The organism is Synergistaceae bacterium, assembly GCA_017450125.1.
In the GTDB taxonomy this organism is placed as follows: Bacteria; Synergistota; Synergistia; order Synergistales; family Aminobacteriaceae; genus JAFUXM01.
On the sequence record JAFSWZ010000013.1, the window covers coordinates 115,176 to 129,350 of the forward strand.

Sequence of the window (14,175 nt, forward strand, 5' to 3'; positions counted from 1 at the left end):
TTATTCCTCCTAGAAAAACTCTTTCTCGTAATTGCTTATGTCGTCGTAATACCCCGACTGTCTCACCGACACAACCGGCAGCACCACAGCAAATGATGAGTTGCGTTTCCTCAGCACATCCCTCACACGTGCCTTCAGTGTCTTCTTCAGGGCATCGACGTTCACCCTGCCCCCCGCCATCTCCTGAATTGCCCGCTCGCTCACCGCGTAGAGTTCCTGGAAAATTGACGGCGTATCCTCAGAGATGAACACTCCCTGCGTCTCGATGGCCACCGGCGCAAGAAGATTCCCCCTGTCGTCAACTGATGCACCGACAACAAGCACTCCGTCTTCCGCAATCTCGCGGCGTTCCTTGAGGACTTCGCTCTTGATGCTTCCGGCGGCGTTCCCGTCAACGATTACTGCACCAGACTGCACTTGGCCGTGCTTCTTCGGCGGAGCACTCCGCGTGAAGGTCAGGATGTCTCCGTTGTTCATCAGGAAGATGTTGCGGGCGGGGATGCCGACTTCCTGCGCAAGCTGTGAGTGTCTCACCATGTGCTTGTACTCTCCGTGAACGGGCACAAAGTACTGCGGACGTACGAGGTTCAGCATAATCTTGAGCTCCTCGCTCGATGCGTGGCCGGAGACGTGAATGTTCTTGTCCCTCTCGTAAACAACTTCGCACCCCTGCGCAAACAGACGGTTGATTGTGTTGTTCACGAGTTTTTCGTTGCCGGGAATGACCGACGCAAGAAGGAACACTACATCATGTTCGCCGAGCTCTATGGACTTGTTCTCACCCCTGCTCATCGTTACGAGGCCGCTGAACGGCTCGCCCTGACTTCCTGTCGTTACAACAACGAGCTGATTGTCAGAATACTTCCAGCTCTCCTCGATCTGGATTATCATCTTCGAGTCTATCTTGAGGTAGCCGGTATCTCTGGCAAGCTCAACGTTCCGAATCATGCTGCGGCCGAGAAAAGCTATCTTCCTGTTGAAGCGCGCTGACACGTCCGCAACCTGCTGAATTCTGTGGACGTTGCTCGCGAATGACGAGATGATTATCCTCTTGCTCCTGTAGTTGCGGAAAAGCTGGTCGAGTGTCGCCGCGATTATGCGTTCTGACGGCGTGAAACCTTTGCGCTCTGCGTTCGTGCTGTCGGAACACAGAAGCATCACTCCTTTGTCCCCCTCTTCCGCAAAAGCTCCGTAGTCGGTTATGCGTCCGTCTACCGGCGTGCTGTCGAGCTTGAAGTCCCCCGTGTGAACAATCCGTCCCAGCGGCGTGTCAATCGACAGGGCTACACAGTCGGGGATTGAGTGCGACACCGCGATGAACCTTATCGTGAACGAACCTATCTTTATCACGTCCCCAGCGCGAATCTCGTGCATGTCGGGCCGGTAGAGCGGCAAGTCCTCCTGCAGCTTGTTGCGGATAAGTCCGAGCGTCAGCTGTGTCCCGTAGAGAGGAACATCAAGACGCGGCAGAACATAAGGCAGTCCGCCGGTGTGGTCTTCGTGGCCGTGAGTGATTAGGATTGCGAGTATCTTGTCCTTGTTGGCTTCGAGGTAAGAGATGTCCGGCACAATGTAGTCTATTCCGGGAAGTTCGCTGTCCGGGAACTTCAGCCCCGAATCGATAACTATGATTTCGTCGCCGTACTCAAGAACGTACATGTTCTTTCCGATTTCCCCGAGCCCTCCGAGTGCTATGAAGCTCAGATGCTCTTTGCCCTCACTGCCTCCATTCTTCCTGCGTGTACGTGAATTTTTCTGCGTCAAATTATTAGTCCTCCTGTTTGAGAAAGATTTTGTATATATAACCCGTAATATCGGGTAAAAATTCAGTGTCCGTAATGGAGTTATTATATTATAACTGTCAGGAGGATTGATTTTCACGTCAATGAAGGAGTGTCAGAAGAGAAGCTCCTCCTTTTTGCGTCTGCCGGGCGTAAACACTTTCACATCAACTTTTGCGCTGCGTCCTGCTTCATCAACTGCACTCACAACGTGTTCGCCGTCAGGAATATCATGGAAGAACGTACTCTCTGCCCGCGATGTGCCTATGTATTTCCCGTCCAAGTACCACCACACAGACCCGCTCGCGCCTTCTGTCTTCATGGGTATTCTGCGCTCGTTGTCCAGAGGCGCGGCAAAGTACGATGCTCCCGGAACAGGAGAGATTATGCTCAGCTCAGCACGTGCCTTCACCGCAGGAACATTCTCGCGCGCACCGAAACTTGCCGGAAGGTTCACGACTGTCTGACCGCCCTTCAAGGCGTGCATGTCGCAGGGCAGCGTCTGTGTTATGCCCACAATCGCCCACTCCATTTTCACTGACGGACAAAGAGCTGTCGGAGGTTTGCCCGACAATGAACACACTTTGCGCAGGGTGAGGGCTTCGGGTTTGTCGTACCAGCCTGATTTCGGCGAGACAGTGCGCAAGAGCTTCACCGCAACAGGAGCCGCCGCACGTGCACCCACTAAACCTTCCCACGAAGTACCGTCGGGGTTTCCCGCCCACACAACCACTGTGTAATCAGGAGTCCACGCCGCCGCCCAAGCATCACGCAGCCCGTACGATGTCCCCGTCTTCAGAGCAACACGCCACCTTCCGCCGAGAGTTCCGCGCGCAAGCAGGGACAGTTCTCCGTTGTAGCGCAGCATGTCGCTGACCAGCCAGCACCCTGCCGCAGTCGCGATCCTTCCTGAGTTCTGCGGTGAATCCTGCAGGAGCTTCAGCGGCCGGTGAACCCCCAGCGAAGCCAGCGCGGTAAATGCCTCGAGCTCCTCGAGAAGCGTAATGTCGCACCCTCCGAGTATCAGCGAGTCGCCGTAGTACTTGGCCGGGTGGATGAGATGGCGTAGCCCTGCCTCGCGCATAAGGCTCAAGACGCGTTCATTGCCCGTCCTGCGGAGCACTCTCACTGCCGGAGCATTCAGGCTCTGCGACAACGCTGTCCGTGCCGTAACTGCCCCCCTGTACTTCAGGTCAAAGTTTCGCGGTGCGCGCCCGGAGAATGCCATTGACGTGTCAGCAAGAAGCGTTGAGGGAGTGAGGATACCGTCGTCGATTGCGGCCAAGTAGGCGAAAGGTTTAAGCGTCGAGCCCGGAGAACGCGGAGCACGTCCGCAGTCAACCCACGACGAAGGGTCAGAACCGTAGCTGAAGCGCGCGTTTCCCGACCACGCAACGAGTGCCGCAGTCTTGTTGTCGACGATTCCGGCGGAAAGCGTGATGTCTCGCGGAAAGTCGTTCAGCGACTGCCGGAGCACTGCCTCAAGTTTCGTCTGTGTCTCGAGGTTCAGGGTTGTGTCGAACTTCCGTGAGTGCTCGGGGTTCTGGGTCAGCACGAGCTCGGAATAATGCCACGCCCTTGCCGGAAGGTCTGACTTCTTGCGCGGCAAGTCCTCGAGCTTTGCGCGGCGTGCCTCCTCGTGCGTGAATACTCCCTTGCGCTCCATCAGGTCAATTATCTCGTCGCGGCGTTTCCGTGCTGCTCTTGGCCGGGTGTCGGGACGGTAAAGCGTCGGCCCCTTGAGCATCCCTATCATCAGGCACGCTTCACCGGGCGAAATCTGCTCGGCCTTCTTCCCGAAGTATATCAGCGATGCCGCCTGAACTCCCCTGATGTTCCCGCCGAACGGTGCAAGGTTGAGGTAGCTCTCCAGAATCTGCTCCTTGCTCAGCGAACGTTCCACCTTCAACGCCATCACGAACTCGCGGATCTTCGTCATCGGTGTGCGCTTCCGGCCTTCGCGTTCGGACACCGAAAGGCGGATAACCTGGCTCGTTATCGTCGACGCGCCGGAAACTATCCGCCCTCTCGTTATGTCCTTGTAGACCGCCCGCAGCATCGCGATGAAGTCTATTCCTCCGTGCCGGTAAAACCTCCCGTCCTCAGCGTTCACCGCCACAAGCGGAAGCCACTTGCCCATCTCCCCGAGCGGAATCGGTATCTGCCACTCGGAGTCCGGCGACAGCCTCACGTGGAACAATCTGCCCTCAGAGTCGTAGAGTGCGGGTGAGCCGAAGATTGTCGTTACGCGTTCAGGGTTGATGTCTATGCTGAGCCACAACACACCGAACGCCAGAACAGGCAGGAGGAACAGATACTTCTTCATTACTTCTTGCCGAGAGCGAGGATGTCCAGCGTGTAACCGGCTACGTTGTTGCTGTGGTCGCCGATACGTTCGAGGTTGCTCAGCAGCGTGATGAAGTTCACGCCCTTCTCGGGGTCGCACTCGCCCTTGTTGAGGCGGTCAATGTGGTTCTTCCTGTAGGTGCGCTCCTGTCCGTCTATCCTCTTCTCGATGTCGCGGATGACTTCCCATGCTTCAGAAGCATTCTCCTTCTCGATTGAGGACATTGCGAGCGTTACGGCTCTGTTGGTGGTGTCGTACATGTCCCGGAACTCACCGACTGCCTCAGCCGAAAGATAGTGATCCATAGCGTCGCACCTCTCAATGAGGTTCTCCATCCTGTCGCCGATTCTCTCGAGGTCAAGCGAAGCATTCACGTAGCACCCGAGAACCGTCGAGACTTCGTCGCTGACACCTTTCTGCCAGATCTCGGAAGCATACTCGGAGATTGCGCGCGTTATCTTGTTGACGCTGTCCTCGAGGGAGTCGAACCTCTTGCGCCTGTCCTCCATCTTGGCCGTGTCGTACTGGAAGAACGCTTCCCCCACAACGTCGAACATCTTGCCGATGATGTTTCCCATGTGAAGGAGCTCGTCCTTCACCGCCGCAACTGCCGAAGCCGTCGAAACGTTGATGAGCGTCGGGTCAAGGTACATGACATCTTCGGGCTTGTCTTCCGGACGGATGGGAATAATCGTCTCGATGAGCTTTGCCAGCAGCGAGATGAACGGGAAGAAGATTATCGTGTTGAGGACGTTGAAGATCATGTGCGAGTTAGCTATCTGGCGGCCTATGTCGTCCGAACTCATCAAGACAATCTCCTTGTAGAACGGCAGACAAATCAGGCAGATTATTGTGCCGATAAGATTGAAGAGTACGTGCCCCATTGCGGCCTGTTTCGCCGGGCGCGAGGCGTTGAGGGAGACGACTATTGCTGTGAGGGTCGTGCCGATGTTGTCGCCGAGAATTATGGGTATCGCCGCGTCAAGCGATATAAGCCCCTGCGAAGCTACGGCAATCGTGAGGCCTATTGTTGCGGCGGAAGACTGTATCAGCGCAGTAAGGATTATTCCCGCGAGGACTCCCGTCAGAGGACTACGGCTCAGGAACAGCAGAAGGTCTCTGTGCTGTGAGATTACGTGCGAGGCGGCCTTCATGGTCTGCATTCCGATGAACACCAGACCCAGCCCGATAAGCCCGCTCGCGATGTAACCCAGCTGCTTGCGGTTCGTGAGCATCGACATGAACACTCCGACCGCCAGAAGAGGCAGTGCCAGCGTGTCGATGTTGAGGGCGATCAGCTGTGCGGTTACGGTTGTCCCGATGTTCGCGCCCATTATGAGGCCGAGTGCCTGCTTGAGGGACAGAAGGCCGGTGTTCACGAAGCTGACGGTCATGACAGTTGTGCCCGCTGAGGACTGTATCAGGACAGTAACCAGAATGCCGACGAGTATTCCGCGCAAGGGAGTCTTGGTGAGCTCACCGAGAAGCTGGCGGAGCTTGTCCCCTGCGAGGGACTGTAGAGCTGACGATAGCAGCTTTATGCCGTAGAGGAACAGAGCGACTCCTCCGGCAATCGTGAAGAATGTTTGCACTGGAAATACCTCCTCAAAATTGTGATGAGTAATTGTTTAGAGTATAGCAGAGTGTGTGATATTATTTCCCTCATCCCATTAAGGAAAGGCTTAGTGAATTATGAACCCTAACATCAAATCCGAACTGGAGGAACTGCACGCGCTTATCCGCAACATGCGGGACAGCCTTTGACCTCCCTGCACTCTCTTCCCGCGCCGAAGAGCTTACACGTCTGACTTCTGCCCCTGACTTCTGGACGCAGGAGAACCGTGAAGACACTCTGCGCGAACTTTCCGGCATCAATGCCAAGCTGGACGGCCTAAAGCACATAACTTCAGAGTACGAGGACTTGTCGGCGATAGAGGAGATTCTGGGCGAGACCGACGACGCAGACCTCGAGGCAGAGTTCTCGCAGAGAGCTTCAGCTTTGCGCGAGGAGCTCGAACGTTCAAGCCTCCTTCTTCTACTCAATGAACCATACGACTCCGCAAACGCAATATTGATGGTTCACGCGGGCTCGGGCGGACTGGACTCTCAGGACTGGGCGGGAATGCTCCTGAGGATGTATCTGCGTTACTGCGAGCGCGAGGGCTTCAGGACGAACGTCATCGAGGCCACTGCCGACGAAGGAGACGGCATCAAGAACGCAACTATTCTTGTCGAGGGCGAATACGCGTACGGTTTCCTGAAGGCAGAACGAGGAGTGCACAGGCTCGTGCGAATTTCGCCGTTCGACAGCGCGCACAGAAGGCACACCAGCTTTGCGAGCGTGCTTGTTTCGCCGGAGTTCAGCGATGATGTTGACGTGGAGATAAAGCCCGAAGACCTGAAGGTTGACACTTTCCGGGCATCAGGAGCAGGAGGGCAGTACGTGAACAGGACGGACAGTGCAGTGAGAATCACCCACATTCCGACGGGAATCGTAGTAACGTGCCAGAACGAACGCTCACAGCACATGAACCGCGCGACAGCACTTCACGTCCTCAAGAGCCGCCTCTATGAACGTGCCTTGCAGGAACGCGAGGAGGAGCTGGCCTCTGTTGTCGGCGAGAAGAAGGAGTCCGCGTGGGGAAGCCAGATCCGCAGCTACGTCCTGCACCCGTACACTCTGGTTAAGGATCACAGGACCAACTACGAGAAGGGCAACATCCAGGCAGTTCTTGACGGGGACATCAGCGGCTTCATAATGGAATACCTGAAGAGGAGGGCGAAAGGTGATGCGTAAATTTCTGCTGGCTGTGGTATTGATCCTGCAGTGCGTTGCGGCCGAAGCAGCCCGGTTTGTCCCGGAACAGCTAATCATGCCGGTGAGGGAGATACGTCCCGGAATGACGGGGTACATCATGACGGTGCTCAAGGGCTACACTCCCGAGAGATTGCCGGTAAAAGTCGTGAGCGTTGCTCCGCAGAAACCGGGCAGGGAGCTTTCCGACGAGATACTGATACGTCTTACGGGCAAACACAAATTCGCGCAGGGAATGAGCGGAAGCCCTGTGTACATCAACGGCAGGCTTATCGGAGCAGTGCGGAGCGGCTGGAACTTGAGCGACCACAAGCTGGGCATGGTTGCGCCGATAGAGTCGATGTGCAATGTCTTCGAGTACGGGTCTCCGAGCCTTCCTCTAGCTGACTTCATGATCTCCGGCCTTAGCCTGAACAACTCCGCTGTATGTGCGCTGGCTGACACGATGGGCTTGACGTTCATGCAGGGAGCACCTCTGAGCTCACAGCCCATGACCATCAGCAGAGAGAGGCTGAAGCCCGGCGACTCAGTCTCTGCGCTCCTCGCGTGGGGAGACGTGGAGATAGGGGCTGTCGGGACAGTTACAGCGACGGCGCGGGACGGGAGATTCCTTGCGTTCGGGCACGAGATGAACAAGGCCGGCAAATCATCATACCCTGCGGCCAAGACCTACATTCACGAGACGGTAGACAGCATCAGGTTTCCCTTCAAGCTGGGAAGCCCTGAGACGATCGTCGGGACATTCACGGAGGACAGGGAGGCCGCTACGGGCGGAAAGTTCGGCGTGTATCCACCGTCAATCTCTGCCGAGCTGGTCTTCAAGAACCTCGACAACGGAACAGAGGCGCAAAGTCAGTTCCGCGTGATTGTCGATGAGTTCATGAGCCGGGAAATCATCGTGAAAGTCTTTCAGGCTCTCGTCGAGGAATGCTGGGGCAGGAAGGGGCAGGGCACAATGTCCGTCAGTCTCCGCATAGACGGCCCGGCAGTCCCCAAAGGCTGGGCGCGGAAAGACATATTCTTCTCCGACAGCAACATCTTCGAGGAAGCGTTCAAGGACGTTCAGGCACTCATCAACGCCTACATGATACAGCCTTTTGAGGAGACGATGCCCGCAGGATTCACGCTCACTGTCGAGGCGACACAGAGGCCGAAGGTTCTGCTCATCGAGGACGTTACGCTCTCTGAAGACACAGTTGAGCCCGGCGGAGAGGTCGGCGTAACCGTGAAGCTGAGGGGCTGGCGAACCGGCATAGTCGAGCGCAGTTTTACGATGAAGATGCCCGATGACGCTTCGGAGGGAGTGTGCGAACTAATCGTGAGGGGCGGAGGAACTGAACCGATGAGCCAGCTTTCCGTCGACGAAGGCTGGAAGTCTATAGACAGCATTGAGCGTATGCTGACGGAGTTCAAGGCCGCTGACGCGAACAACGACCTAGTTCTAGAGCTCAACGCCGACAAGGACGATGCCCTGAAGAAAGCTCTTGCGCGCAGAAGAAGCAAAAAGCGTGAGCCTGACCTTCTGCCGGAAGAAGAAGAATACATGAGCGAGACCAAAGAACGCCGCATCTCTGAGGGCACGCTCCGTGTCTTCAAAGCCGACTACATCATAGAAGGCATGATGAAGAGAATAATACATGTCGAGAAGTAAGGGAATATTCATCACTATAGAAGGGATTGACGGGTGCGGAAAGTCGACGCAGTCCGCACGTCTCGCGCAGTGGCTCAAGGAACGCACAGCCTCAGAGGTCATCAGAACCTTCGAGCCCGGCGGTTACCCTGACGGCGGAAAGCTCCGCGAGTTTCTCCTAGAGGACAGCATCTCCCCTATGCCGGAGCTCCTGCTGTTCCTCGCTGACAGGGCAAGGCACGTCGACGAAGTCATTGCTCCGGCAATATCTGCAGGCAGCCACGTAATCTGCGAACGCTGGAACGAGTCAACCCTAGCCTACCAGTCAGGATGGCACGGGCTGGATTTTTCGCGCGCAAAGAGCATCATCGACGCGTGCGCATTCCCAGAGCCGGACGCAAAGATATTCCTTGACGTTCCGCCGGAGATAGCTTTCTCGCGGGTAGCTGCGCGGACAAAAAGCGACAGGTTCGAGGCAGAGGGGCTCGCGCTGATGAAGCGGGTATCATCCTTCTACAGGTGGCTTGAGAGCATGATACGCATCGACTGCGGGGCAATGGACGAAGACGAGGTGTTTGCGTCGATAACCCGCGAACTGGAGGCCAGGCTGTGGCTATTCAGATAAAGCGCGGAGGGGGCGAACCCCCTGCTGCCTCACAACCGCGCGTGGAGTCAGGCACAAGTCATACCGGCTCGCACACCGCACCGGCAAACTCTGTGGCATCATCGGCGTTCTCGTTTGAGGCGGCGATGGAGAGCACGGAGCTTGAGGACTTGCTCGACCAGCTCTACGAACTCTCGGACAGGCTTTCGGTTTTTCCGGGCGGCCGTCTCATCGAGGAGTACAGGAACGTCCTTCACGAGCTGCTGAAACGTGCGGCGAAGGGTTTGAGGATAAAGCGCGACATGAGGTGGCGCAAGACTGACCGCAAAATGTACGTAACGATAGAACGCACTGAGAAGGCGATGGACGAGCTCGAGGAGGCGTTCCTTTACGAGGGCAACAGGACGAAGGCACTTGCGCTGATGGAGGAGATAAAGGGTTGCTTGATCTCGCTTCTGATGTAGCTTGGCAGGAAATTCTGCACGAAACGGAAGCCGGAAACATTCCGCACTGCCGGGCAGTTGCTGCGCCCGCGAAACTCCACAACGAAATCACGGAGACCCTAGCCCGCATGATTCTCGGGACGTACCGGCCGTCTCATCCTGACCTGCTGATAACCGGCACGCCTGACAAAGCCCCCAACATCGACATGTGCAGGCAGCTCATCGAGGACATTGCCCTGAAGCCGCTGGAATCTTCACGCCGTCTCGGGGTAATCCTGAACGCTGACCGTCTGCTTCTTCCTGCCGCGAACAGTCTGCTGAAGCTCGCGGAAGAACCTCCCGCACACGCCTTCCTGCTGTTCCTGATGGAGGACGGAAGACTGTTTCTGCCGACGCTGAAGAGCCGGTCGCGTTTCAGCACGATAACGCTCAAAGAGGACGAAGATGCCCGCCCGTTGCCGTCAGACTGGGTGAAGTGGCTTGCCGGAGCGCGGAAGTACGACACCGACGCGATGATCGCGGAACTCCGTGCATGGGCAAACCGTGCTTCAGACGACAAAGATTTTGCGAAGGCAGAACGCCTTGACACACTGAGAATTATTGCGGAGAAGAAGAATCTATCCGTGCCGCTTCTCTGCGACCTGATAATACTTACATTACGAGAGGACAACACGAAACATGAACATATACTTGACGATCTTCGGCAAGCCTAGATACTTGGGACTTGCGAGGATTGACGGAGAGATACATTCACCGCGCTGGACGGTGCTCAGGACATCCAGAGGCTACGAGATGGGGCTTCCCGGCGGATGCCTCTCAGAAGAACAGCAGGCCAAATACCGGGCAGAAGCGTCGAGGTACGAAGATCCTGGCGATGCGGTGCTGCAGGACGTGGAGTTTGTGCGTGAAGCCGACGCTGAGGACATCGAGAACTACTACATGTGCCGACAGGAGGAGAACGAGGCACTTCTTCGTGCCCGCGAGATTCTTGCCGCCCACAATCTGGACATGAAGCTGGTGGACGTGGAGTTCATGCTTGACCGCAAAAAGTTCTTCCTGTACTTCACGGCGGAACAGAGGGTAGATTTCCGTGCGTACGTGAGGGATTTGGCGAGGGAGTTTCGTACGCGCATCGAGATGAGGCAGGTAGGTATCCGCGACGAAGCTAGGATTGTGAAGGGTATTGCGTCGTGCGGGCGGCCTTGCTGCTGCGGTTACTGGCTTAGGGGTTTCATGCCGATAAGCATCAAGATCGTTAAAGAGCAGCGTTCAGCACTGAACCCGACGAAGATTTCGGGGCTTTGCGGGCGGCTGATGTGCTGTATGTCGTACGAGCAGGAGTTCTACTCCGAGCTTTGGGCTAAACTTCCCGGCCCGGGCGCGAAGATAAAGACGGAGCAGGGAGCATACATCCTCGAGAGCCTCGACATCGGGCGTGAGAGCGTGAACATACGTTTTCCGTCCGGAAGGCTGGTATCTGTGCTGATAAGCGAGTTCCCGGACTTCAAGGAAACAGTATTGCGCGGCGAGGAATGGGGAGAGGACAAGGAGTTTGCGGCCAAGAAGAGGGCGATGCAGGAGCGTGCGGCGATGCTGGAGAAGCGTCGTGAGAGGCAGAAGCTGAGGGCGACGGCGAAGGTTGCGCGCCTTCGGAGTGAGAGGATTGCGCGTGCGGAGAAGCGTCATGAGGAGCGCAGGCAGGCCAAGAGCAGACCGGCGAAGCAGCCTCAGCAGCAGCAGGGCAGCAGTAATCCTCCGAAGCGCAGGAGAAACCGCAAGCCGAAGGATAACCCGGAAAAGTAGCCCACAAAAAAGCGGAGTCTCCTCACACTTGAGAAAACTCCGCTGGTTGCTGCTTGTTCTTGTTGAAGCCCTGTGCCGTGCTAGAACTCTATCGCTGTCCTGAACTTCACGACATTGTCTTCCCTGCTGGCCGCGCCGTTAGCATCGTTATCAGCGTGCATGTAGTTGAGACCGAGTGTCGTGTAGTCGTTGAGCTTGTACTGTACGCCTAAACCGAACTCCTTCGGGCTGACATCAGCGTTGCCCCACTCGAGCTTGTAGCCGTAGTAGAACAGGTAGGTTGACCACTTGTCGTTCCACTCCTGGCCGAGACCGACTCTCCAGTACTTCGTATCAAACTGTATACGCCTGCCGCCATTCATGCCGTACTCTTCCTTCAGAAGGTCGCCATAGAACAGGATTCCAGTGTTGTTGCCCCAGAAACCCCTGTCATACTGGCCATACTCGAGCCACAGGCTGGTGAACTTCAGAGCCTGCTGTTTCACATCAAGGATGGCTGCCCAGTGGTTTGCGTCATCAATGATGTTGTTGTTTGCGTCCAGCAACAAAGAGCCGGTATCCATCCACTTGAGCAACCCGTCATTAGGGTCGCGATAGACCATCTCGGTATCCATCTCCTGATGGTAGAACACACCCTTGAAGCCGATGGCATCGTTGAAGTTAAAGCGAAGCCCGCCATACACTGTCCAGAGGTTGTTGAAGGACACGTCGCCAATTCTGTGCTCAGTAATATCGCCGTTATTGTCAAGCCCCGTAAACTGCTCAGCATTATCACCGACGAACACCTGTGCTCCGAGATCGAGTCCGATCTGTTCGGTGAACTGGAGCGTAACCTGCGGCAAAATCATCCACAGATCGAACACTGTCGTCTGGCTTCCGTAAAAATTACCATTACGATCCGTTATACGACCACCGATACTCCATCTGTCGCTGGGATGTGCGAACACTACACGTGCCATGCCCAGCCCGAAGTTCTTGGTTACGCCGAAGCCCGTCATTGTCCAGTCTGTGAGGATCTGGTCACCGTCCCAAACGCCCGTGCCGGGGAGGGAAATCTTATAGTCGCCCTCAAGAGCCCAGTTGAAACGTCCTACAGTCATCTTCGTGTCGAAGAAGAAAGGCATCTCCACGAAGAACCTGTCTAAGCGTCCATTTCCGCCCTCTTCATCGCGAAGTCTTGCCGCGAAGAAGTAATCCTCATTCTCGCCAAACCTGCGCTCGAACCAGATTCTCGCCTCATCGAAGCCTACTGAACCCTTACCGTCAGGTCCGATTGCGTCGCCAGCGTCATTACGGCTCTCATTCTGAACATCGAGCACGAGCGTTCCGTGCATGTGCCACCCGCCGAGCCTGTCTTCCAGAACAGCTACTCTCTCGTCAAGCTCGTCTACCCTTACGCCGAGTGCCTCGAGCTCGTCCTTGAACTCAACAACGAGCCTCTTGAGCATCTCTACGTCCTGCTTGCTGGCCTTCGTCATGTCTACTACTGCGAGTGCTCTGGCAAGCGCACTGGCCATCTCGTAACGTGTCGTGGACTGCTGCCCTTTGTAGGTTCCGTCAGGATAACCCGAGAGAATCCCGTGTGCGGCCAGCTGGCCGATTGCGTCATATGCCCAGTGGTTCATCGGCACGTCCATGAAAGGATTGGTCGCTGAAAACGCCGGGGCTGCAAGTGCTGCAACTGCTACAACAGCTGCTATTACTGCTAATTTCTTTTTTCAGTACAATACACCTACAATTTTTCCACGAAGGAGAACCCGCCATGATCCTAGAACCATTCTTCAGGTTTATCGATGTCTCGGAGAAAACAGAGTCCATCTACCGCAGAGCCTTGCGGCAGCTCTTCACCTACTTCACCGAACACGGAATCCTCAAGCCCTCCCGCGACGACATCATCAGCTTCCGCAGACACCTCGAACGCAAGCACCTCAAGCCCAGCACCATCGCACTATACCTCGCCGCAAGCCGCAGGTTCTTCGCCTGGACAGAACACGCCGGAATCTACCCCAACATCGCGCTCGGCGTTAAAGCCCCGAAGCCCGAGCCCGGCCACAAACGCGACTGCCTCTGCGCCGAACAGCTCCGCACAATCCTCGCCGGGATCGACCGCACAACCCCCATAGGCCGCAGAAACTTCGCCATCATCGCCCTCATGTCAGTAACCGGCCTCCGCACAATCGAGGTCTCTCGCGCAAACATCGGCGACTTCCGTAAAGTCGGCACGCACACCTGCCTGTTCGTGAGGGGCAAGGGACGGTGCACAAAGTCTGAGTTCGTGAAGGTCCCTCCCCCAGTCAGCTCAGCAATCGGCGACTACATCAGGGAACGCGGCAAAGTTCAGGAGTCCGCCCCGCTCTTTGCCTCAATGAGCCGCCGGAACACGAATGCCCGCCTCTCCGCACAAACCATCTCCAAGCTCTGCAAATCCGCAATGCGCGCAAACGGCTTCTCCTCCTCGCGCCTCACCGCGCATTCCCTCCGACACACCGCAATAACCTTGTCCCTATCGGCTGGCATACCACTGAGTGAGGTTCAGGCCTTCGCACGGCACAAGAACATCACCACCACAATGATCTACGCTCACCACGTCGACCGCCTCAGAAGCCCTTGCGAGGAAGCAGTCTGCGCCGCTGTTTTCCAAAACTTTATACGTGAAATTACAGATTCGCTTGCAATTTTCAGATGTGTGTAGTAATATACTCCGCGTGCTACGGGAAATACGTAGCGGAATATCGTCAAACCAACGCAGAAC

The 14,175-nt window shown here is 56.1% G+C and carries 10 protein-coding genes and 1 pseudogene; 7 read left to right on the forward strand and 4 right to left on the reverse strand.

The features are described from left to right. Positions 1–9 precede the first annotated feature (9 nt). The 3 genes from IJT02_02445 to IJT02_02455 form a co-directional block, all read right to left on the reverse strand. Positions 10–1,803 (reverse strand): ribonuclease J, encoded by a 1,794-nt coding sequence (locus IJT02_02445; GenBank protein ID MBQ7543780.1) that lies wholly within the window; start codon positions 1,801–1,803, stop codon positions 10–12. Positions 1,804–1,896: 93 nt separating this feature from the next. Continuing rightward, on the reverse strand, positions 1,897–4,107 hold the full coding sequence (gene pbpC / locus IJT02_02450; protein ID MBQ7543781.1) for a penicillin-binding protein 1C: 2,211 nt from the start codon (positions 4,105–4,107) through the stop codon (positions 1,897–1,899). Next, positions 4,107–5,720, reverse strand: coding sequence for a Na/Pi cotransporter family protein (locus IJT02_02455; GenBank protein MBQ7543782.1), 1,614 nt, complete (start codon positions 5,718–5,720; stop codon positions 4,107–4,109). The genes pbpC and IJT02_02455 overlap by 1 nt, the downstream gene beginning before the upstream one ends. 164 nt (positions 5,721–5,884) lie before the next feature. On the opposite strand from IJT02_02455, the pseudogene prfB reads away from it, so the two are divergent. The 6 genes and pseudogenes from prfB to IJT02_02485 all read left to right on the forward strand — a co-directional run bounded on the left by prfB (position 5,885) and on the right by IJT02_02485 (position 11,423). Next, a pseudogene (gene prfB / locus IJT02_02460) lies at positions 5,885–6,925 on the forward strand (peptide chain release factor 2). Beyond that, the gene (locus IJT02_02465) at positions 6,918–8,594 is read left to right on the forward strand and encodes a hypothetical protein (protein ID MBQ7543783.1); all 1,677 of its coding nucleotides are present in this window, start codon (positions 6,918–6,920) and stop codon (positions 8,592–8,594) included. Before prfB ends, IJT02_02465 begins: the two are co-directional and overlap by 8 nt. 4 nt (positions 8,595–8,598) lie before the next feature. Further along, positions 8,599–9,198 carry a dTMP kinase gene (gene tmk / locus IJT02_02470; GenBank protein MBQ7543784.1) on the forward strand — a complete coding sequence of 200 codons (600 nt, stop codon included), beginning with the start codon at positions 8,599–8,601 and terminating at the stop codon, positions 9,196–9,198. After that, positions 9,183–9,641 (forward strand): DUF327 family protein, encoded by a 459-nt coding sequence (locus IJT02_02475; protein ID MBQ7543785.1) that lies wholly within the window; start codon positions 9,183–9,185, stop codon positions 9,639–9,641. Before tmk ends, IJT02_02475 begins: the two co-directional genes overlap by 16 nt. Then, positions 9,617–10,333: a hypothetical protein gene (locus IJT02_02480; protein ID MBQ7543786.1), complete on the forward strand. Its 717-nt coding sequence runs from the start codon at positions 9,617–9,619 to the stop codon at positions 10,331–10,333. The genes IJT02_02475 and IJT02_02480 overlap by 25 nt, the downstream gene beginning before the upstream one ends. After that, positions 10,299–11,423 carry a hypothetical protein gene (locus tag IJT02_02485; GenBank protein MBQ7543787.1) on the forward strand — a complete coding sequence of 375 codons (1,125 nt, stop codon included), beginning with the start codon at positions 10,299–10,301 and terminating at the stop codon, positions 11,421–11,423. Before IJT02_02480 ends, IJT02_02485 begins: the two co-directional genes overlap by 35 nt. Positions 11,424–11,503: 80 nt before the next feature. Here IJT02_02485 and IJT02_02490 read toward each other — a convergent pair whose 3' ends face one another. Beyond that, positions 11,504–13,060, reverse strand: coding sequence for an S-layer homology domain-containing protein (locus tag IJT02_02490; GenBank protein ID MBQ7543788.1), 1,557 nt, complete (start codon positions 13,058–13,060; stop codon positions 11,504–11,506). Between the two features lie 125 nt (positions 13,061–13,185). Between IJT02_02490 and IJT02_02495 the strand changes: the two genes are divergently transcribed. Next, positions 13,186–14,115, forward strand: a complete 930-nt coding sequence (locus IJT02_02495; GenBank protein ID MBQ7543789.1) for a tyrosine-type recombinase/integrase — start codon at positions 13,186–13,188, stop codon at positions 14,113–14,115. Positions 14,116–14,175 lie beyond the last annotated feature (60 nt).

Bases quoted from the DNA above. Each gene is read 5' to 3' on its own strand.
- IJT02_02485 (MBQ7543787.1), top strand. From the start codon at position 10,299: ATGAACATATACTTGACGATCTTCGGCAAGCCTAGATACTTGGGACTT.
- IJT02_02495 (MBQ7543789.1), top strand. From the start codon at position 13,186: ATGATCCTAGAACCATTCTTCAGGTTTATCGATGTCTCGGAGAAAACA.
- IJT02_02490 (MBQ7543788.1), bottom strand. From the start codon at position 13,060: ATGGACGTGCCGATGAACCACTGGGCATATGACGCAATCGGCCAGCTG.
- pbpC (MBQ7543781.1), bottom strand. From the start codon at position 4,107: ATGAAGAAGTATCTGTTCCTCCTGCCTGTTCTGGCGTTCGGTGTGTTG.
- IJT02_02465 (MBQ7543783.1), top strand. From the start codon at position 6,918: ATGCGTAAATTTCTGCTGGCTGTGGTATTGATCCTGCAGTGCGTTGCG.